Genomic DNA, 17,961 nt, shown 5'->3' with positions numbered 1-17,961 from the left:
CGGGCTCGGCCTGCGCTAGATTCGACCCCAGAGCCGTTTGCTCCGGGGTCGTTTTTATGAAATCGCTGCTTCGCACCTGCGCCTGTATCGCCGCGCTCGCGTCCGCACCCGCATTCGCCCAGCCGGTCGAGATCGCGCTCGCACCGGGCTTCACGCCCGATCCGGAGAGCGTCGAGGTCGTCGCGGGCGGGCCGGTCGAGGCGGACGCCGCCTGGCCGGACAGCGACTGCGTGGGGTTCTTTCCCGCCGAGCCGACGGCGCGGCTCGACTGGGCGGTAGGCGGCTGGATCGTCGTCTATCTCGACAGCGGCGCGGACACGACGCTCAGGATCGAGGGCCCGGACGGGCAGGTCTGGTGCGACGACGACGGCGGACCGTCGACTGATGCGCTTCTGGAGATCGAGGCCGAGGCCGGGGCCTACTCGATCTACGCCGGAACCTACGATCCCGAGCCGATCGAGGCGCGACTGCTCTTTTCCGAATTCATGCCGGAGGACGACGCCGCATTCGCGCCGCAGCCCGTCTACGGGTCGGCTCCGTCAGCCCCTGCGCCCCCGCCGCCGCCGCCTCCTCCGCCTCCGCCACCCCCTCCGCCTCCGCCACCCCCTCCGCCCCCTCCTCCGCCGCCGCCGGCCGAAGAGGTCGCGCCCGCCGCGCTGCCCGGCGCGGACGCGGATCTGCAGGCCGATATCGACGAATGCATCGCGCTGGGCTCATGCACGCCGGTGCGGGTGTTCTACGGCACCAACCGGGCGGTGGACGTGGAAACCCCGATCGAGCGGATGAACATGGTGGGCACGGCGAACGTCACCCCGTTCGCCGCGGTGGAGAGCGAGACCGGGCTGACGCTGGGGTCGGTGACGCTCACCGTGCCCTGCCTCGAGGGCGACTACACGCAGTCCGATCGTGAATGCCGCCGCGGCTTTGCCGAGATTCCGCGCCCGGCCGAGATCGGCCTGTTCGGCGCGAGCTGGCGTGAGGATCTCGACCCTTACCGCCATTTCGTCTTCTACCGCGCCGAGACGCTGAGCCGGGAGGGGTTCGCCGAAGCGGTGTCGGACGTGCGCAAGGCCTTCGTTTTCGTTCACGGCTTCGATGTGAGCTTCAAGGACGCGGCGATGACGGCGGCCCAGCTGAAGGTCGACAGCCAGTTCGACGGCGAGGCCTTCATCTTCTCCTGGCCGACCCGGCACGCGCCGAACTATCTGCCCTCGCGCCGCGCGGCGGAGACCGCGCGGGCGTATTTCCGCGAGTATATCGACTTCGTGCTGGCCTCGACCGACGCGGCGGAAGTCCATGTGATCGCCCACTCCATGGGCAATTACGTGATCATGCCGGTGCTCTCGGACATGGCGGCCGAACATGACGGCGAGACCCCGCTTCTGGGCGAGCTCATCTTCGCCGCGCCGGACGTTGAGGCGCAGGCCTTCGCCCGGTATGCCGCAGACATCGAAGGGCTGGGCCGCGGGCTCACGCTCTATGCGTCGGCGAACGATCTCGCCATGCGCGCCTCGATCCAGATGTGCCGGATGAACAATGACGACGCCGCCTGCGGCAGGCGGGCCGGCGACGTGGACGAGCGCGGACGTCCGGTGACCCTGCCAGGGCTGGATACGATCGACGTCAGCGCCCTGGACGGTGATTTCTTCAGCTACGGGATCTTCGACGATTTCGGCCACGGCTATTTCAACGGCGACCGCAATCTCATTCAGGATATCGGCGTGCTGATCCGCACCGGAGCCCGCCCGCCGGAGGACAGAAATCCGACCCTGCGTAAGGTGGAGATCGAGGATCAGCGCTTCTGGCGCTTCCCCTGACCGGGCGTCATCGGCTTATTCGCAACCGCTGCGAACCGATCCTTTACCTGGGCGCGCGATACTGCCCGCTGCAAGCAGGACGGGGGCGGCGCGATGAACGCGGTCGGCGATCTCACTCTACTCGTCATCTCGGCGGCGATGGCGGTGCTGTTTCAGCTCATCACCCGGCGCATGGGCCGGGCGAGCGAGCGGGCGCTTCTGGTCAATCTCGGGCTCGGCGTGCTGTTTCTCGCAGCGCTCGCGGATTCGATCGAGCATTTCCCCGTCGTTCCGGACCTCATCGCCCTGCCCAAACCGGTCGCCGACGGCGGGGCCTATGTGCTCTACACGCTGTCCTTCGTGATGATCGGCTGGGGCTTCCTGCGCTGGGCGCCTTTGCTGAGCCGGCTCGACACCGAAGTCGCCGCGCGCGCCCGCGCCGAGGCCGAGCTTCAGGCCGCGCTCGAACGCTCCCGCAGCTTCAATGCGGGCGTGGAGAGCCTGGCGCGCGCGCATCTGCGCGAAGGCTGGGACCGCATCACCCTGATGGAAGAGGCCGCGCGCCGCCTGTGCGCCCTGCTCGGGGTCGAGCGGGCGAGCGTCTGGCGGCTCGAAGAAGACGGCTCGGGGCTGACCTGCCTGACCCTTTTTGACGCGGCCTCGGGCCGGCATGAGGCCGGGCTGCGCATCGGGCGGGAGACCAACCCCGCCTATTTCGAGGCGGTCGAGGCGGGTTACACCGTCTGCGTCGAGGACGCTCTGACCGATCCGGTGACCCGCGCGTTCGGCCGCGATTATCTCAAGCCGCTCAATGTGGGCGCGATGCTGGACGCGCCGATCCTGACCGGGCGCGGCGTGCGCGGCGTGGTGTGCTGCGAAAATGTCGGCGGGCCGCGGCGCTGGACCCCCGAGGAGGTCGCGCTCGCCACGGCGGTCGCTCAGTACGTGGCCGTCGCCTATCTCGCCGACAGCGCGGAGACGCTGGCGGGCGAACTGAAGACCGCACTCACCGCCGCCGAAGCGGCCAGCGAGGCCAAGTCCGCCTTCCTCGCAAACATGAGCCATGAATTGCGCACGCCCCTGAACGGCGTTCTGGGCATGGCGCGCGCGCTGGCTGAAGAGGGCCTTCCCGCCCCGCAGGCGAAGAAGCTCGCGGTGATCGAGGATTCCGGTGTCCTCCTCCTCGGCGTGCTGAACGACATTCTGGACCTGTCCCGGATCGAGGCCGGCGCGCTGGAGATCGCGCCCGAGCCGGTCGATCCCGGCGAGACGATCCGGGCGGCCTGCGCCCTGTTCGCGCCGGCGGCTCAGAAGAAGGGCGTCAGGTTCAGCTGCGACGCCGAAGCGCTGCCGGCGCGGCTTTCGATCGACGCGGTGCGCCTGCGCCAGTGCCTGTCCAACCTCGTCGCGAACGCGGTGAAGTTCACCGACGCTGGCGAGGTGCGCGTTCAGGCTTCCGCCTGCCCCGACGGCGCGGACTCTTGGCGGCTCACGATCGAGGTGACCGACACCGGATGCGGCCTCACCGAGGCCGAGATCGCCCGGCTTTTCGAACGCTTCAGCCAGGCCGACCAGTCGCTCGCCCGCAAGCATGGCGGCGCGGGGCTGGGCCTGGTCATCGCGCGCGAGCTGGCCCGCGCCATGGGGGGGGATGTCACCGTCGCCTCCACGCCAGGTGAAGGCTCGTGCTTCACGCTGAGCCTGATGGCCGGCCATGTCGAAGGCGCGGCGGCCGCGCCGGAGAGCGCGCCCTGCATGGCCGATCTTCTGAGCGGCGCGCGCGTGCTGGTGGTCGACGACAACGAGGTGAACCGGGTGATCGCGCGCTGCTTTCTTGAAGCGGCCGGCGCCCGGGTCGGCGAGGCGGAGAGCGGCGCTGCGGCGCTTGAAGCGGTTAAAGCCGAGCCGGTCGATCTGGTGCTCATGGACGCGCACATGCCCGGCATGAGCGGGCTGGAGGCGCGCGAGCGCATGCGCTCGGGCCCGGCCGCCGACGTCCCCGTCATCGCGATCACCGCTGATGCGATGGCCGGCGACCGCACCCGCTATCTCGCCGCCGGCATGGACGGCTATGTCCCCAAACCGGTCGACAAGACCCAGCTCCTGACCGAGTGCGCGCGCGTGCTCGGCCGGGAAGACCGGATCGCCAGGCCGGTCTCCGGCGCAGCCTGAGCGGTCAGGCGAACCCGCCGCCGCGCTCGTCGGGCAGGCAGCGGATGAGCCGGCTGTCTTCCACCGCCGCCTGGCGATGGGGCACGGCGTCTTTCTGGTAGGTTTCGTCCGCGATCATCTCGAGGAACGCCGCTGCGCTGGGATAGGCCGCGATGAAGGCGAGATCCCAGAGCTCGGCCTGCGGGCCGATGACCACGGCGCGCGGCTTGCCCCGCCAGACGATCCTGCCGCCGACGCGGCTGAAGATCGGCCCGGAGGTCTGTCCATACGTCTTGTAGGCCTCGAACCCGCTGGCCTCGCGCCCGTCCGGATAGGCCGCCCGGTCGCGCAGCTTGATGAGGTTAAGCATCTCCACCGGCTCGTCGCGCGGCAGCGCCTTGAAGGCGTCGAAGGATTCGCGGGTGGGGTCGATGAAACCGGCCATTGTGTCTCCCTGGCGTTCGCTGTGGCCTCAAGACAAACCGCGTCCGCCCGGCCGGTTCAAGCCTCAGGGCGCCGCGCCGCGCACCGTCGGCGGCTCGGACCGGAAATCGATGAAGGCGCGCTGATGCCCGTCCCGGCTGATCTTCAGAAGATCGGCGCGCTCAAGGCTGATCCGGATCGCGGCGAAGTTCGCGCGCGCATCGTCAGACCCCGGCGCATCGGGTGCGGCGCCCGGCGGCGGGCCGCGATAATCGTCGAGCGAGCCTTCGGGCGCGCGGGCGAACGCGGCGTCCGCCGCCGGATCGCCGCCGGCGTGCACACGCGCCCGGCCGTCCACCCTGAGCTGAACCATCGCGCCCTTGTCGAAAAACAAAAGCGCGCAGGCCGGATCGGTCTGAAGCGCGGCGCACTTGGCCGAGCGGCGGTCGGTGTGAAGCTCGATCTGCAGCGTCGTCCGGTCGAAGGCGCGCACCACCAGCATGCGCGCGCCGGGCCAGCCGTCGTCGTCGCCGCGCGTGGCCAGCACCGGCCAGCGCAGTGGCGAGCGCCTGTCGTTCGCGGCCCGGGTCAGAAGATCGAGCACGGTTTTGGCGGGATCGCCGAAATCAGGGTTCACGGCGCGATCTCCTTTCCCGCCCAGTCGAAGACGCGGCCGCTGACGTCCGGCCCGCAGCTGTCGATCACCGACAGCAGCCGCTCGGCGGCGAAATGGGGGGTGAAGAGCTTGCCTTCGGGCACGCCGCGCTGGAAGGGCTCCGACAGGCGCGTATCGACCGTGCCGGGATGCAGCCCCAGACAGACCGCGTGCGGCGCCTTGCGCGCAAGCTCGATCGACAGGGTGCGGAGGATCTGGTTGAGCGCCGCCTTGGACGCGCGATAGCCGTGCCAGCCGCCCAGACGATTGTCCGAGATCGACCCCACGCGCGCCGAGAGCGCCGCGAACACGGCCTTCTCCGGATGTGTCTTGTCGCCGGTGGCGAGCCGCGGCAGGGCGGCTTTCGCCACCAGAGCCGGCAGGACCGTGTTGACCCGGAAGGCGGCGAGCAGGCGCTCGGCGTCCAGTTGCCGCCAGCTCTTCTCGGGTTCCAGCCCGTCCTCGCCGTGAAGCGCGCCGGTCGCGCAGATGACGAGATGCAGGCCGGTCTCGCCTGACGCGGCCTTCACCGCCTGTTCGATCGTTTCGGGCCGGTCGAGATCGAAGCTCAGCGCGGCCGCGCCGGCGACCGCCTCGCCCGAGCGCGAGGCGGCGTGAAGCGATCCCAGGCGCGGATCGGCTGCGATCGCGGCGCACAAGGCGCGGCCGATCCCGCCCGTGGCGCCGAAGACCAGCGCGCGATAGCCGTCTGGAAGAGAGGTCAGAGCCATGGCCGGGGAACTAGGCGGGGCGCGCGCGCGGCCAAGGGCGCTAGAGCATCAGCGCGTCGTCGTCCTCGTCCGCATCCGGCTCGCAGGCTTCGAGCACGCGGCGGACCAGCGCCCGGCTCTTGCGGTCGTCGCGATTGTGGAAGAAGGCGTTCTTGTCGAGCACCGTGACGCCGGCGCCGACCTTCTCCGCGTCCACCCCGGCCGAGCCGGTGAGCACCAGGATCTGGGTTTCCGTGGCGTCCTTGCGCAGCAGGGAGACCGTCTCGTTGGGATTGGTGGAATCGGGCAGGCGCAGATCGGCGATGATCAGGTCGTAGGACCGCTTGGTCAGCTTGCGCCGCGCCTCGCGCAGGGTGCGCACCACTTCGAGATCGATGTCGAACGCCCCGCCGTCGCACAGGGCGTGCTGCAGCAGGATCGCATCGGCGAAATCGTCTTCGACGTGCAGGACGGTGAGGGGCTGGGACATGAGCGCGCCGCTTCAGGCTTTCACAAGTGATCGCCCGGACAGGCTTACGGAACGGTTAAGCGGGCAGGATTTGCCGCAAACCGTCGGGCAGCTTTGCGTTCGCGCGGGCTGCGGCGGCCGCGACGGTGTTGGCCAGCAGCATGGCGATCGTCATCGGACCGACCCCGCCGGGCACCGGGGTGATGAAGCCTGCGCGCTCCGACGCCGCGGCGAAATCCACGTCGCCGACCAGCCGGGCCTTGCCGTCCGGGCCCTCGACCCGGTTGATGCCGACATCGATCACCGCCGCGCCGGGCTTGATCCAGTCGCCCTTGACCATTTCCGGCCGGCCCACGGCGGGCACCAAAATGTCCGCGCCCGCGCACACCGACGCGAGGTCCTGCGTGCGTGAGTGGGCGAGCGTGACCGTGCAGTTCTGTTCTAGGAACAGGAGCGCGGCGGGTTTGCCGACGAGGATGGACCGGCCGATCACCACCACGGTTTTGCCGGTGAGATCGCCCAGCGCCTGCCGCGCCAGCCAGACGCAGCCCGACGGGGTGCAGGGTCTGAGCCCCGGCGCGCCCTGGATCAGCGCGCCTGCGCTGCGCGCGGTCAGACCGTCCACGTCCTTGGCCGGATCGATGCTCTCGACCACGCGGCGCGGATCGATGTGGCTGGGCAAAGGCAGCTGGACGAGGATCCCGTCCACTGCAGCGTCGGCGTTCAGCCGCTCGACCAGCGCGACCAGCTCGTCCTCGCCGGTATCGGCGTCCAGACGATGCTCGACCGAGCGCATGCCGGCCGCTTCGGTGCGCCGCACCTTGTTCTTCACATAGACCTGGCTCGCCGGATCCTCGCCGACCAGCACCACCGCAAGACAGGGCGCGCGCCCTAGCGCCGGGGCGAGGTCGGCGGCCGCCGCCTTCGCGGCCGCGTCGACAGTGTCGGCAGCGGCCTTGCCGTCGATGATCGCGGCGAGGCCGTCGCGGGGTTTGATGACGCCGGTCATGAACAGACCTCGATTGCGGCGGACGGGCGCGTGCGGCGCGCCGGAAGGGCGGGCCTCAGCCCAGGATGGGGTAAATCGTCTGCAGCAGCAGCCAGTCGCGCACGAAGAAGATCAGCAGCAGCAGGATGACCGGGCTCAGATCGATGCCGCCCAGATTGGGCAGCACCCGCCGGATCGGGCCCAGGAAGGGCTCGGTCAGCGCGTTCGAGAACCGCCAGATCATCGCGACGAACTGGTTGCGCGGATTGACGACGTTGAACGCGACCAGCCAGCTCAGGATCACGTTCACGAAGATCACGATCATGAGCAGGTTCAAGATCGGAACGATGAAATAGACGATGATCGCCTGACCGAAGGACATGGGCGCTCCCTTGCTTGTCGCTCCCGACATATCCGGCGCCGCCGCGCGCCGCAAGGCGAAGCGCTAGTTCGCCGCCGGCAGGGTGAAGACGAAGCGCGCGCCGCCGGTATAGGCCGTGTCGAGTTCGATCGTCCCGCCATGGCTTTCGATGATGGTGCGGCAAAAGGCCAGCCCCACCCCGGCGCCGTCGTCCTGATCCTCGCCCGGCCTGGGCGCGGCGAACCGGCGCAGCATTTCGAAGATCGCCTCGGCCTTGCCCGCAGGCACGCCCGGCCCGTCGTCGGTGACCGTGATCGCGACCATGTCGCCGCGGCGTTCGCCCTTGATTGCGATCGTCGCCGCGTCGCCGCCATAGCGCAGGGCGTTGGAGACGAGATTGTCGAACACCCGCTCGATCAACACCGGATCGCCTTCGGCTGCGGGGATGTCGCCAATCGCGAGGCTCGCGCCCGCCGCCCTGATCTCCGGCTCATGGCTGGCGGCCGCAGCGCGGGCGCAGGCGGCCGGATCGATCGGTTCGACGCTGGACGGCGTGTTCACCAGCCGGGCGTATTCCAGAAGCACGCCGACGAGCGTCTGCAGCCGCGCGGCCGAGCTTTCGATCCGGTCGAGATGGGCGGCGGCGGGGCCGAGATCGGCCGCCTCGCGCCGGGTCAGCTCGGCGAACAGGCCGATATGGCGCAGCGGCGCCTGCAGATCGTGGCTGGCCGTGGTGGCGAACTGGCGCAAGGCGGCGTTGGCGCGTTCGAGCTCCGCGGTCCGCTTCTCCACCCGGCGTTCGAGATTGCGCGCCAGGCTCTGCAGCGCCTGTTCGGCGTCCGCCCGGCGGCCGATTTCTTCGAGGAGGGCGGCGTTGGCGGATTTCAGGCTCTCGGTCGAGGGCAGGGCCAGCGCGCGCGGCAGCATCGGCCAGAGCACCGCGGCGGTCGCGAGCGAGGCGATCGCGGTCGCCGCCTTCACGAACCCCTCGAGCACGTAATCGGGCGTCCACACCGTCCAGATCGAGAAGGCGTGGCTAAGCCCGCACAGCAGGATGAAGGCGGTGAACAGCAGCACCACAGGCCGGTAGCTTAGATCGGGCCGGCGCTTGGCGAAGATCAGCAGGGCGACGGGAATGGAGAAATAGCTCAGCGCGATGATCGCGTCGGATCCCACGTGCAGAGCGAGGATGTCCGGTCGCCAGAGATAGCACATGCCGTGAGGCATGAAGCCGTGCATTGTGAAGGTCCCGCTGGTCATGACACGACCTTGCTGTGCGCCGCTCCGGGCCGCAAGCGGGACGGCGCGCCGGGCGCTGAAGGCGCGCTTGACTTCGCCCCGCGCGCGCCGTAACTCGACCGCTCCCAGGATCGGGGCCGTAGCTCAGTTGGGAGAGCGCGTCGTTCGCAATGACGAGGTCAGGGGTTCGATTCCCCTCGGCTCCACCATTTTCCTAAGTGCTCTTTCGCATCCGCTCGGTCGGTCCTCCCCCGGCCGGGAGCCGGGGTGTGGGCGCGCAGTCGCGCTTGCGAACCCTTCGGGTTCGAATTTGGCTCACCCAACTCCATCATTTTTCAGGTCCTCCCTCGTTCCGCTCCCCCGGCTCAAGGCCGCGGCTTCGGTCGGGCGCGCCGCGGTCCCGCTCACCAGGACAGATCGTACGCAGCCGGCGCCGGGAACCGGAGCGGGGCGCGCCGGTTCTTTAGTCATGGCTTTGACGAACTGGAAATGGCTGCCCGAGGCCGTCTGGGGGCAGCTTGCTCGTAACGCCTCTGCGACCGGCCAGCTCGAGGCGATCGAGACCATGGCCGCGCTGGTGTCCGATCTCGACGCCGAAGCGATCCTCATGGATCTCGACCACGCCTCGGCGGCAGACCCCTATCTGCGTATCCAGGGCAACGCCGAGGCGTTCGGCGAAGCGGTCGCGGGCTCCGGTGCGCGATGCTTTCTGCTGATCGATCGCGGCCGGGAGGTCGGCTGGTGGGAGACGCTCCTGGCAGAGCTTCAGAAACGCGGCGTCACGGCGGAGCGCTGCCGGTCCAACACCGCCGCCTTCGATCGTCTCGAAACGCTGAGATCCCGATCCGCATGAGCGCTAGAGCGATATCGGTCGATCGTGATCGCCCGATATCGCTCAAGGTCTTTGTATTATCGCCTTTTCGAACCGCGAAACCGGTTCCCACTTTCGCTAAAAAGGCTTTAGAACCGCCGTCCGAGCGCGAGGCCGAGGAAGTATTGGTCCTCGTCGCCGCGCACCGCGACGATCGGGCTGTCGGCGTAGTCGCCCACGAGCCGCGACCAGCCCAGCACCGTCGTGACGGACCAGTTGTCGCCAAAGCCGTAGTCGTAAATCCCGGTGATCCCGACATCCTGGATCCCGCCTTCGGCGGTGTAGACGGGCAGGCCCGACGCAGCCGCGCCGGCTGTGTCGATCGAGAACAGCGTGTCGGCGTAATCGTCGGAGAAGCCCGACACCGAGGCGCTGAGCGCGAAGAAGCTTTTCCGGCTGACAGCCCCCGCATAGCTGACCGACCCGGTCCAGGCCGCGCCCTCGAACGTGCCCAGAACGTCCGCGCCCAGCCGTGCGCCGAGCACGATCCGGTCCGTCGGGATCAGCACGGACTGGGCCAGTTTCAGGTCGGCGAACCCGCCCGCGATGATGGAGTTGTCGATCTCCGGCAGCAGCGCGACCACCGCGTCGTCCACCTCGTCGCGCCCGCCCGACCAGCGGCCGAACACGCCCAGCGTCAGCGGGCCGGTCTCGTGAAGCTCGACCGCCAGCCCAGGCCCCTCGGTCCGGACGACGACCTCGCCGAACTCGAGCCGCAGCGCGCCGAACGGGATCACCCGGTAGTCGTCCGACCCGGCATAGTCGGGCAGCATCGCCGCGCCGGCGGAGATGAACTGGGTCGGCCCGCGCGGCGCGTCGCCGCCTGCGGCCGGCTGGGCGTAGGCGGCGCCGGAAGCGGCGAGGGCGGCGGCGAGGGCGATGACCGGGCTGCGCATGACGGCGATCCTTTCACGATCCGGGCGTGTCCAGGCTCAAGGTATCGGCGTGAACCCGCTCGGCAAGGCGAGGCGAACCGAATTTTTACGACCGCGCCCCTATGATCACGCCATGATCAGGTTCACGCCTCTCCGCGCCGGTCTCGCCGGCCTTGCGCTTCTGCTCGCCGCTGCGCCAGCCCAGGCGGGCGGTCCGTCGGCTGCGCCCGAACCGGCGCCGGCCGGTCAGGCGGGCCGCAATCTCGTGGGCGAGGACGTGGCGAGCTATGTGCGGATGGAGCCGGTCTCCACCGCCATCCAGATCGGCCGGCGCAGCGGCGTGCGGGCCATGCTGGAAGTGACCTTCGCGCTGGACGCGCCCTCACGCGGCGCGCGGCGCTCGATCGACCAGCGCCGGCTCTGGCTGCGCGCAGCGTATTCGGAGACGCTTCTGGTCTATGCAGGCCGCATGTACCGCTGGGGCGACGTGCCGGACGCCGACCTCATCGCCCGGCTTTTACAGGCCGAAACCGACCGCTATCTCGGCGAAGGCGAGGCGCAGGTCCTGCTCGACACGGTGATGATCCACGCGGGCTGATCAGCCTGCGTGCGCGTCCATGAATTTCGCGAGTTCGACGTCCTTTTCCGTCACCCCGCCCGCGTCATGGGTGGAGAGGGTCACGTCCACCGTGTTGTAGACGTTGAACCATTCGGGGTGGTGGTCCATCTGCTCGGCCTTCAGCGCCACGGTCGTCATGAAGCCGAAGGCGGTCTTGAAGTCCTGAAACTTGTAGACCTTGCGCACCGCGTCACGGTCGCCCTCGACCTTTTCCCAGCCGGGAACCTGTCCGCAAAGCGCGTCCGCGCCGATTTTCTGTGCCATGCCGGCCTCCTTGATTGTCCGCCCGCGGCGGAAACTGGCCCGCGAGCGATCAGGCTTCAAGCCGCGTCATTCACGTAAAATTATCCGGCCTCGTGCAAGCATGCCCGCTCACGCATGCAAGGAGGGGCGTCATGACGCGCTTTCTCGTCTCCGACGACAACCCGGCGGGCCGCAAGCTCGAAGAGGTGCTTCTGGCCCTGCGCGCCGAAGTGGTTCACCGCTGCACGAAGATTTCCGGCGATCTCAGGCCGGAAGCCCAGCACGTGATGAACAACAACATGCAGGTGCTCCAGCACCTGACCGAAGCGATCAAGCTCGCTCAGGACAGCACCGCCACGCTCGACCGCGCCTTCGGGCCGAGCGAAGCGGGCAAGGGCGGTCCGCCGCGCATCGGCGTCGCCTGATCGCGGACTGATCGGGCCGACGGCCTGAACGCTCAGCCCAGCCTGGGCACGTTGACCAGCTTCACCCGGCCGGTCTTCTTGTCGCGCACGACGATGACCCGTTCCATCGGAACGGCCGAGACCGGCTTGCCGAGCCCGTCGAGCAAGGCGAGCGCGGCGGTTCGCACCGTCTCGTCGTCGGCGTCGGGGGCCAGTTCGACCGCGCCGCGGCGCTTGCCGCCTTCCTGGATGACCACCTCGACCGTGTCGATCGCCGCTTCGAGTTCGGCGGCGTCGGCCTGCGGCCAGTCCGCTTCGAACACGCTCGGCGCGCCGCCGGCCTTCTCCCACAGCTCCTCGGCCATGAAGGGCGCGAAGGGGGCGAGGACGCGGATGAAGGTCTCGAGCGTCTCCTTGCCGATCGGCTGGCCTTCGGCGGCGTTGAGGAACTTCATCAGCTCGGCCACGCCGGTGTTCAGGCGCAGATTGTCGAGATCCTCGGTGATCGCGAGCACGAGCTTCGTGCGCGCCAGCGAAACGGGCTTGGGTTCGTCAGTTGACGGATTTTCGAGCGCGTTCGTGGCGAAACGCCAGACCCGGCGCAGGAATTTCAGCGCGCTCGCGACCTTCTCGGTCTCCCATTCGCGCATCGCCTCGACCGGGCCCATGAACATCATGTGCACCCGGAAGGCGTCCGCGCCGAAGCGCGCGACCACGTCGTCGGGCGTGACGACGTTGTGCAGCGATTTCGACATTTTCGCGCCGACCTTCTCGACGCGCTCGCCGGTCGGGACGTGCACGAATTCGCCCTCGCCGCGCTCCTCGACCTCGTCGACGGGCAGGACCACGCCGCGCGAATTCCTGAAGGCGTGGCTGGTCAGAAGGCCCTGATTGACGAGCTTCTGAAACGGTTCTTTCGTCGAGACGAACCCCAGATCGAACAGCACCTTGTGCCAGAACCGGGCGTAGAGAAGGTGCAGCGTGGCGTGCTCGGCGCCGCCGACGTACAGATCGACCGCGCCCCAGGCTTTCTCGACCTCGGGGCCGACCAGAGCGTCATCGTTCTTCGGGTCCTTGAAGCGCAGATAATACCAGCAGCTGCCCGCCCATTGCGGCATGGTGCTGGTCTCGCGCCGGCCCTTCCTGCCCGTCTCGGGATCGGTGACTTCCAGCCAGTCGGTCGCGCGGGCGACCGGGGATTCGGCCTGGCCGGTCGGCTTGTAGTTCTCGATATGGGGCAAGGTCAGCGGCAGCTGGTCTTCGGGCACGGTCGTGCGCGTGCCGTCTTCCCAGTGCACGATCGGGATCGGCTCGCCCCAATAGCGCTGACGGGCGAAAATCCAGTCGCGCAGGTTATAGGTCGTCACCCGGCGGCCCAGACCCTCGGCCTCCAGATGATCGGCGATGGCGTTCATCGCCACGCGCCAGTTCACCCCGGCCTGGTAGAGCGCGGGCTCGCCCGGCGGCGCCAGCATCACCCCGTCCTCGGTGAAGCATTTTTCGCCGGCCAGAACGGCGGCGCGATCAGGATGCTCCGCACCCGGATCGATCACCGGCACGATGTCGAGCCCGTAGGCGGTCGCGAAGGCGAAATCGCGCGTGTCGTGGGCGGGCACGCCCATCACCGCGCCGGTGCCGTAATCGGGCAGCACGTAATCGGCGACGAAGATCTTCACGCGCTTTCCGGTGACCGGATTGATCGCCTCCGCGCCGGTGAACACCCCGGTCTTCTCCGCGTCGATCGTCCGGTCGAGATCGGATTTGCGCGCAGCGGCCTCGACATAGGCGTCGACCTCGGACTTCTGCCCTTCGGTGGTCAGGTCTGAGACCAGCGGGTGTTCGGGCGCGAGCGCCAGGAAGGTCACGCCGCCCAGCGTATCCACGCGTGTGGTGAAGGTCTCCACCGCCTGATCGGACCCGTCCACGGGGAAGCGCAGGGTCACGCCCTCAGACTTGCCGATCCAGTTGCGCTGGCTTTCCTTGATGCCCTCGGGCCAGTCCAGCCCGTCGAGATCGGCCAGCAGGCGCTCCGCATAGGCGGTGATGCGCATCTTCACCTGCTGCAGCGGGATGCGCACGACCTCGTAGCCCTGCTCGGACTTGCCGTCGAACACCTCTTCATTGGCGAGGATCGAACCCAGCTCGGGGCACCAGTTTACCGGCGCGGTCTCGTAATAGACCAGCCGGCGTTCGTCCTGATAGCGCTGGACCGCCAGCGCGCCTTCGGCCTTCACGTCTGCGGGGACCGGCAGTTCGTCGATCGGACGGGCCCGGCCCGCCTCGGCGTCGTACCAGGCGTTATAGAGCCGGGTGAAGATGAACTGCGTCCACTTGTAATACTCGGGCTTGGAGGTCGCGATCTCGCGATCCCAGTCATAGCCCAGGCCCAGAAGCCGCATCTGGCGCTTGTAGGTGGCGATGTTCTTCTCGGTGGAGACCGCCGGATGCACGCCCGTGCGCTCGGCGTAGCGCTCGGCGGGCAGGCCGAAACTGTCCCAGCCCATCGGGTGGAGCACGGTGTAGCCGGCCATCTTCTTGTAGCGCGCCACGATATCGGTCGCGAGATAGCCCACCGGGTGACCCACATGCAGGCCCGCGCCCGACGGATAGGGAAACATGTCGAGCACGTAGAAGGTCTTGTCGCCAGGTTTCGGCTGCGGCGTGCGGTTCACGCCGTGAGCGTCCCAGTAGTCGCGCCATTTGGTTTCCAGCGCTGAGAAATCGTAGCTCTGCTCGGTCATGTTTCTTTCCGGTTTCGCCGCGGATCGGCGTGTTGTCGGGGTCGAAGTTTGAAGCTCCCCCCACCCCGGCCCTCCCCCGAGGGGGAGGGAGGGGGAGCCTGGTCGGTCCGTCGGCCAGCCGGCCGCCCGTCTCATGGTCAGGGCCTGGCCGCCGCACCAGCGCCCCACCCTCCCCTCGAGGGGAGGGCCGGGGTGGGGTGGGGCGGCTAGCCCGCCTTGGCCACCCTGATCGTCACAGTCTCTCCGCCGATTTCGCTTTCAGCCCCGCCTGCGGCGTCTTCGGACAGCGACACCGCCAGCGTTTCAGCCTTGATGAAATCGCCGTGCGCGTCGACGGCGGCTTTCGTCTGAGGCCCGCCCGCGATCGCCAGATCGATGCGGTCGGAGACGTCGAGGCCGGCGTCCTTGCGCGCGCTCTGCACCGCGCGGACGAGGTCGCGGGCGAGGCCTTCGCGCTCCTGATCGGCGTCGACCGAGGTGTCCAGCACCACAGCGCCCGTGCCGGCGAAGGGCTCGGCGGCGGAGCCTTCCTCGGCGACCATGGCGAGGACGAATTCGGTCTCCGCCAGCGTCTCGCCGGCCACGCTCGCCGTGCCGTCGGCGTTCAGCGTGAAATCGCCGGAGCGTGCGGCGGCCATGACGTCTTTCATCGCCTTGCCCAGCCGTTTGCCAATGCGCGGATCGGGCTTCAACTGAACCTCGCCATAGGCGTCGAGATCGGTGGAGAAGGCGACCGCGCGCACATTGACCTCGTCGGCCAGAAGCGCGGCGTAGGGCTTGAGCATGGCGGAGTCCGCATGCACCACGGTCAGCGTCTTCAGCGGCAGGCGGACCCGCAGGCGCGCGCGCTCGCGCACCGCCAGCGCCGCAGAGGCCGCATCGCGCACCAGATCCATGGCGTGCACCAGATCATGATCGGCCGGAAACTCGCCTGCGTCGGGCCAGACCGACAGATGCACGCTGCGCTCTTCGGTCAGCGACTTGTAGAGCTTCTCGGTGGTGATCGGCAGGAGCGGCGCGCAGATCCGGCACACCTTCACCAGCACCGTATAGAGCGTGTCGAACGCGGCGTTCTTGCTGGCCTCGTCCTCCGCGCCCCAGAACCGGGCGCGCGAGCGGCGGATGTACCAGTTCGTCAGCGCGTCGAAATACCCCACCGTCTCGCGGCAGGCGCGCGGGATGTCGAAGGCGTCGAGCGCGCTCGCGACCTTGCCGGCCAGCTCGCCGGTCTTGGTCAGGATGTAGCGGTCCAGCGGATCGTCCGCTTCGGTGACGATCTCCGGCGCGCGGGTCTCGAGATTGGCGTAGAGCGAGAAGAAGGCGTAGGCGTTCATCAAAGGCGCGATCGCCTCGCGCTGGACGCTGGCGAGCTCGCGGCCCTCCTTGGGCACCAGAAGATCGCCGCCGTTCAGCACCGGCGCGCTGATCAGGAACCAGCGCATCACGTCCGAGCCGTACTGGTCGAAGAACTCCATCGGGTCGGGGTAGTTGCGCAGGCGCTTTGAAAGCTTCTGCCGGTTCTCGTCCAGCACCACGCCGTGACAGATCGCGTTCTTGAACGGCGGGCGGTCGAACAGCATCGTGGACAGGACCATCAGCGTGTAGAACCAGCCGCGCGTCTGGGCGACGTATTCCACGATGAAGTCGGCGGGGAAGTTCTGCTCGAACCAGGCCTTGTTCTCGAACGGGTAGTGGACCTGGGCGTAGGGCATCGAGCCTGAATCGAACCAGACGTCGAACACGTCCTCGACCCGCCGCATGGTCGACTTGCCGCTGGGGTCGTCCGGGTTCGGACGGGTCAGCTCGTCGATATAGGGCCGGTGCAGGTCGGTGACCTTCACGCCGAAATCGCGCTCGAGTTCTTCGATCGAGCCGTAGACGTCCACGCGCGGATGGTTCGGATCGTCGCTCACCCAGACCGGGATCGGCGTGCCCCAGAAGCGCGAGCGGGAGATGTTCCAGTCCTGCGCGCCGGCCAGCCAGTTGCCGAAAATGCCGTCCTTGACGTGGCTCGGCGCCCAGTTGATCTGCTGGTTCAGCTCGACCATCCGCTCACGGAAGTCCGAGACCTTCAGATACCAGCTGTCCACCGCCTTGTAGATCAGCGGCTCGTCGGTCCGCCAGCAATGCGGGTAGTTGTGGTCGTACGTGTCGTGGCGGAACAGCTTGCCTTCCGCCTTCAGACGATCGGTGATCGGCTTGTTCGCCTCGAAGACCAGCAGGCCCTCATAGTCGGGGATCTCGGCGGTGTACCGGCCCGCCTGATCGACCGGGACGACGACAGAGATGCCCGCCGCGCGGCAGGCGTTGAGGTCGTCCTCGCCGAAGCCGGGCGCGAGGTGCACGATCCCTGTGCCGTCCTCGTCGGTGACGAACTCGGCGTTGAGGATCTGGTGGGCGTTCTCGCGGCCCTCGAAATAGGCGAAGGGCGGGACGTAGCGCAGGCCCTTGAGCTCGGCGCCGGTCACGCTTCCGGTCTGCTCATAGCCGTCGAGCTGTTTTTTGTACTTCTCGATCGCGTTCGCCGACAGGATCAGCCGCTCGCCGTCCTTTTCGAGGATCGCATAGGTGATCGTCGCGCCCGCCGCACAGGCGAGGTTGGACGGCAGCGTCCAGGGCGTGGTCGTCCAGATCAGGAATTTCGCGCCGGAGAGATCGCCCTGGCCGTCCTTGAGGGTGAACTTCACCGTCACCGCCGGGTCGGTGCGGTTGCGGTAGGAATTGTCGAGCCGCGTCTCGAAATTCGACAGCGGGCTTTCCACCGCCCAGGAATACGGGACGACGCGGTAGTCCTTGTAGACCAGCCCCTTGTCCCAGAGCTGCTTGAACGCCCACAGGCAGCTTTCCATGAAGCTGATGTCGAGCGTCTTGTAATCGTTCTCGAAATCGACCCAGCGCGCCTGGCGGGTGACATAGTCCTCCCACTCGCCGGCGTATTTCATCACCTCGCCGCGGGCGGCGGCGTTGAACTTGTCGATGCCCATGTCGAGCACCGCCTTGCGGCCGGAGATCCCAAGCGTCTTCTCCGCGGCCAGCTCTGCAGGCAGGCCGTGCGTGTCCCAGCCGAAGCGGCGCTCCACGCGCTTGCCCTTCATGGTCTGGTAGCGCGGGATCACGTCCTTGGCGAAACCGGTCAGCAGGTGGCCGTAATGAGGAAGCCCGTTCGCGAACGGCGGGCCGTCATAGAAGACGAACTGATCGTTCTCCGGCCGGGTGTCGATCGAGGCCTGAAACGTCCCGTCGGCTTTCCAGAACTCCAGAATCTCCCGGTCCACCTTCGGCAGCTCGGCGGGCGAAGGTGCGGCGGCGAAGCGCCGGGTCTGGGAAGTGGAGGCGGCCTCGGCCATGATCGTCCTCGTAACGCGACTTGCCGCTCCGCGCGGGAAGTGGGCGGCGGGATGCGCCCGGCGGCGCGG

16 protein-coding genes and 1 tRNA gene are annotated in these 17,961 nt (G+C 68.3%); 6 read left to right on the top strand and 11 right to left on the bottom strand.

What is annotated here, in order from left to right; all coding sequences use genetic code 11:
* Positions 1–56 precede the first annotated feature (56 nt).
* Positions 57–1,817, top strand: a complete 1,761-nt coding sequence (locus ABL308_04430) for an alpha/beta hydrolase (GenBank protein XBQ17127.1) — start codon at positions 57–59, stop codon at positions 1,815–1,817.
* A gap of 93 nt (positions 1,818–1,910) precedes the next feature.
* Positions 1,911–3,968 carry an ATP-binding protein gene (locus ABL308_04425; protein ID XBQ17126.1) on the top strand — a complete coding sequence of 686 codons (2,058 nt, stop codon included), beginning with the start codon at positions 1,911–1,913 and terminating at the stop codon, positions 3,966–3,968.
* 4 nt (positions 3,969–3,972) lie between these two features.
* Here the strand turns inward: ABL308_04425 and ABL308_04420 are convergent, their stop codons facing one another.
* The 7 genes from ABL308_04420 to ABL308_04390 form a co-directional block, all read right to left on the bottom strand.
* Positions 3,973–4,392, bottom strand: coding sequence for a DUF1330 domain-containing protein (locus tag ABL308_04420; protein ID XBQ17125.1), 420 nt, complete (start codon positions 4,390–4,392; stop codon positions 3,973–3,975).
* 63 nt (positions 4,393–4,455) lie between these two features.
* Positions 4,456–5,007: a pyridoxamine 5'-phosphate oxidase family protein gene (locus ABL308_04415; protein XBQ17124.1), complete on the bottom strand. Its 552-nt coding sequence runs from the start codon at positions 5,005–5,007 to the stop codon at positions 4,456–4,458.
* Positions 5,004–5,756, bottom strand: coding sequence for an SDR family NAD(P)-dependent oxidoreductase (locus tag ABL308_04410; GenBank protein ID XBQ17123.1), 753 nt, complete (start codon positions 5,754–5,756; stop codon positions 5,004–5,006). Before ABL308_04410 ends, ABL308_04415 begins: the two co-directional genes overlap by 4 nt.
* 40 nt (positions 5,757–5,796) lie before the next feature.
* Positions 5,797–6,225, bottom strand: coding sequence for a response regulator (locus tag ABL308_04405; protein XBQ17122.1), 429 nt, complete (start codon positions 6,223–6,225; stop codon positions 5,797–5,799).
* 55 nt (positions 6,226–6,280) lie between these two features.
* On the bottom strand, positions 6,281–7,213 hold the full coding sequence (folD, locus tag ABL308_04400) for a bifunctional methylenetetrahydrofolate dehydrogenase/methenyltetrahydrofolate cyclohydrolase FolD (protein ID XBQ17121.1): 933 nt from the start codon (positions 7,211–7,213) through the stop codon (positions 6,281–6,283).
* 55 nt (positions 7,214–7,268) lie between these two features.
* Entirely contained in the window at positions 7,269–7,574 is a 306-nt protein-coding gene (locus tag ABL308_04395; protein XBQ17120.1) for a YggT family protein, read from the bottom strand.
* A gap of 63 nt (positions 7,575–7,637) precedes the next feature.
* Entirely contained in the window at positions 7,638–8,813 is a 1,176-nt protein-coding gene (locus ABL308_04390) for an ATP-binding protein (protein ID XBQ17119.1), read from the bottom strand.
* 112 nt (positions 8,814–8,925) lie between these two features.
* Between ABL308_04390 and ABL308_04385 the strand changes: the two genes are divergently transcribed.
* Together ABL308_04385 and ABL308_04380 are read left to right on the top strand one after the other, a co-directional pair.
* Positions 8,926–9,001: transfer RNA gene (locus ABL308_04385), tRNA-Ala, on the top strand.
* A 260-nt stretch (positions 9,002–9,261) separates the two neighbouring features.
* Positions 9,262–9,645, top strand: a complete 384-nt coding sequence (locus ABL308_04380; GenBank protein ID XBQ17118.1) for a hypothetical protein — start codon at positions 9,262–9,264, stop codon at positions 9,643–9,645.
* A 107-nt stretch (positions 9,646–9,752) separates the two neighbouring features.
* On the opposite strand, the gene ABL308_04375 is transcribed toward ABL308_04380, so the two are convergent.
* Positions 9,753–10,559, bottom strand: a complete 807-nt coding sequence (locus tag ABL308_04375; protein XBQ17117.1) for a MipA/OmpV family protein — start codon at positions 10,557–10,559, stop codon at positions 9,753–9,755.
* 112 nt (positions 10,560–10,671) lie between these two features.
* Here ABL308_04375 and ABL308_04370 point away from each other — a divergent pair, with 112 nt between their 5' ends.
* Positions 10,672–11,136: a hypothetical protein gene (locus tag ABL308_04370; protein ID XBQ17116.1), complete on the top strand. Its 465-nt coding sequence runs from the start codon at positions 10,672–10,674 to the stop codon at positions 11,134–11,136.
* On the opposite strand, the gene ABL308_04365 is transcribed toward ABL308_04370, so the two are convergent.
* Positions 11,137–11,421 carry a 4a-hydroxytetrahydrobiopterin dehydratase gene (locus ABL308_04365; GenBank protein ID XBQ17115.1) on the bottom strand — a complete coding sequence of 95 codons (285 nt, stop codon included), beginning with the start codon at positions 11,419–11,421 and terminating at the stop codon, positions 11,137–11,139.
* A 131-nt stretch (positions 11,422–11,552) separates the two neighbouring features.
* Here ABL308_04365 and ABL308_04360 point away from each other — a divergent pair, with 131 nt between their 5' ends.
* Complete coding sequence (locus ABL308_04360) at positions 11,553–11,825, top strand: histidine kinase (GenBank protein ID XBQ17114.1); 273 nt, start codon at positions 11,553–11,555, stop codon at positions 11,823–11,825.
* A gap of 32 nt (positions 11,826–11,857) precedes the next feature.
* Here the strand turns inward: ABL308_04360 and leuS are convergent, their stop codons facing one another.
* Complete coding sequence (leuS, locus tag ABL308_04355) at positions 11,858–14,545, bottom strand: leucine--tRNA ligase (GenBank protein XBQ17113.1); 2,688 nt, start codon at positions 14,543–14,545, stop codon at positions 11,858–11,860.
* Positions 14,546–14,751: 206 nt separating this feature from the next.
* Positions 14,752–17,892: an isoleucine--tRNA ligase gene (ileS, locus tag ABL308_04350; GenBank protein ID XBQ17112.1), complete on the bottom strand. Its 3,141-nt coding sequence runs from the start codon at positions 17,890–17,892 to the stop codon at positions 14,752–14,754.
* Positions 17,893–17,961 lie beyond the last annotated feature (69 nt).

It is taken from the genome of Oceanicaulis sp., assembly GCA_040112665.1.
GTDB lineage: Bacteria > Pseudomonadota > Alphaproteobacteria > Caulobacterales > Maricaulaceae > Oceanicaulis.
Note: the sequence above shows the minus strand (reverse complement) of the source record. Positions and strands in the feature narration are given on the sequence as shown.

Coding starts and splice junctions, on each gene's coding strand:
- ileS (XBQ17112.1), bottom strand. CDS start 17,892: ATGGCCGAGGCCGCCTCCACTTCCCAGACCCGGCGCTTCGCCGCCGCA.
- ABL308_04410 (XBQ17123.1), bottom strand. CDS start 5,756: ATGGCTCTGACCTCTCTTCCAGACGGCTATCGCGCGCTGGTCTTCGGC.
- ABL308_04365 (XBQ17115.1), bottom strand. CDS start 11,421: ATGGCACAGAAAATCGGCGCGGACGCGCTTTGCGGACAGGTTCCCGGC.
- ABL308_04425 (XBQ17126.1), top strand. CDS start 1,911: ATGAACGCGGTCGGCGATCTCACTCTACTCGTCATCTCGGCGGCGATG.
- ABL308_04395 (XBQ17120.1), bottom strand. CDS start 7,574: ATGTCCTTCGGTCAGGCGATCATCGTCTATTTCATCGTTCCGATCTTG.
- ABL308_04390 (XBQ17119.1), bottom strand. CDS start 8,813: ATGACCAGCGGGACCTTCACAATGCACGGCTTCATGCCTCACGGCATG.
- leuS (XBQ17113.1), bottom strand. CDS start 14,545: ATGACCGAGCAGAGCTACGATTTCTCAGCGCTGGAAACCAAATGGCGC.
- ABL308_04360 (XBQ17114.1), top strand. CDS start 11,553: ATGACGCGCTTTCTCGTCTCCGACGACAACCCGGCGGGCCGCAAGCTC.
- folD (XBQ17121.1), bottom strand. CDS start 7,213: ATGACCGGCGTCATCAAACCCCGCGACGGCCTCGCCGCGATCATCGAC.
- ABL308_04420 (XBQ17125.1), bottom strand. CDS start 4,392: ATGGCCGGTTTCATCGACCCCACCCGCGAATCCTTCGACGCCTTCAAG.
- ABL308_04405 (XBQ17122.1), bottom strand. CDS start 6,225: ATGTCCCAGCCCCTCACCGTCCTGCACGTCGAAGACGATTTCGCCGAT.
- ABL308_04375 (XBQ17117.1), bottom strand. CDS start 10,559: ATGCGCAGCCCGGTCATCGCCCTCGCCGCCGCCCTCGCCGCTTCCGGC.
- ABL308_04430 (XBQ17127.1), top strand. CDS start 57: ATGAAATCGCTGCTTCGCACCTGCGCCTGTATCGCCGCGCTCGCGTCC.
- ABL308_04370 (XBQ17116.1), top strand. CDS start 10,672: ATGATCAGGTTCACGCCTCTCCGCGCCGGTCTCGCCGGCCTTGCGCTT.
- ABL308_04380 (XBQ17118.1), top strand. CDS start 9,262: ATGGCTTTGACGAACTGGAAATGGCTGCCCGAGGCCGTCTGGGGGCAG.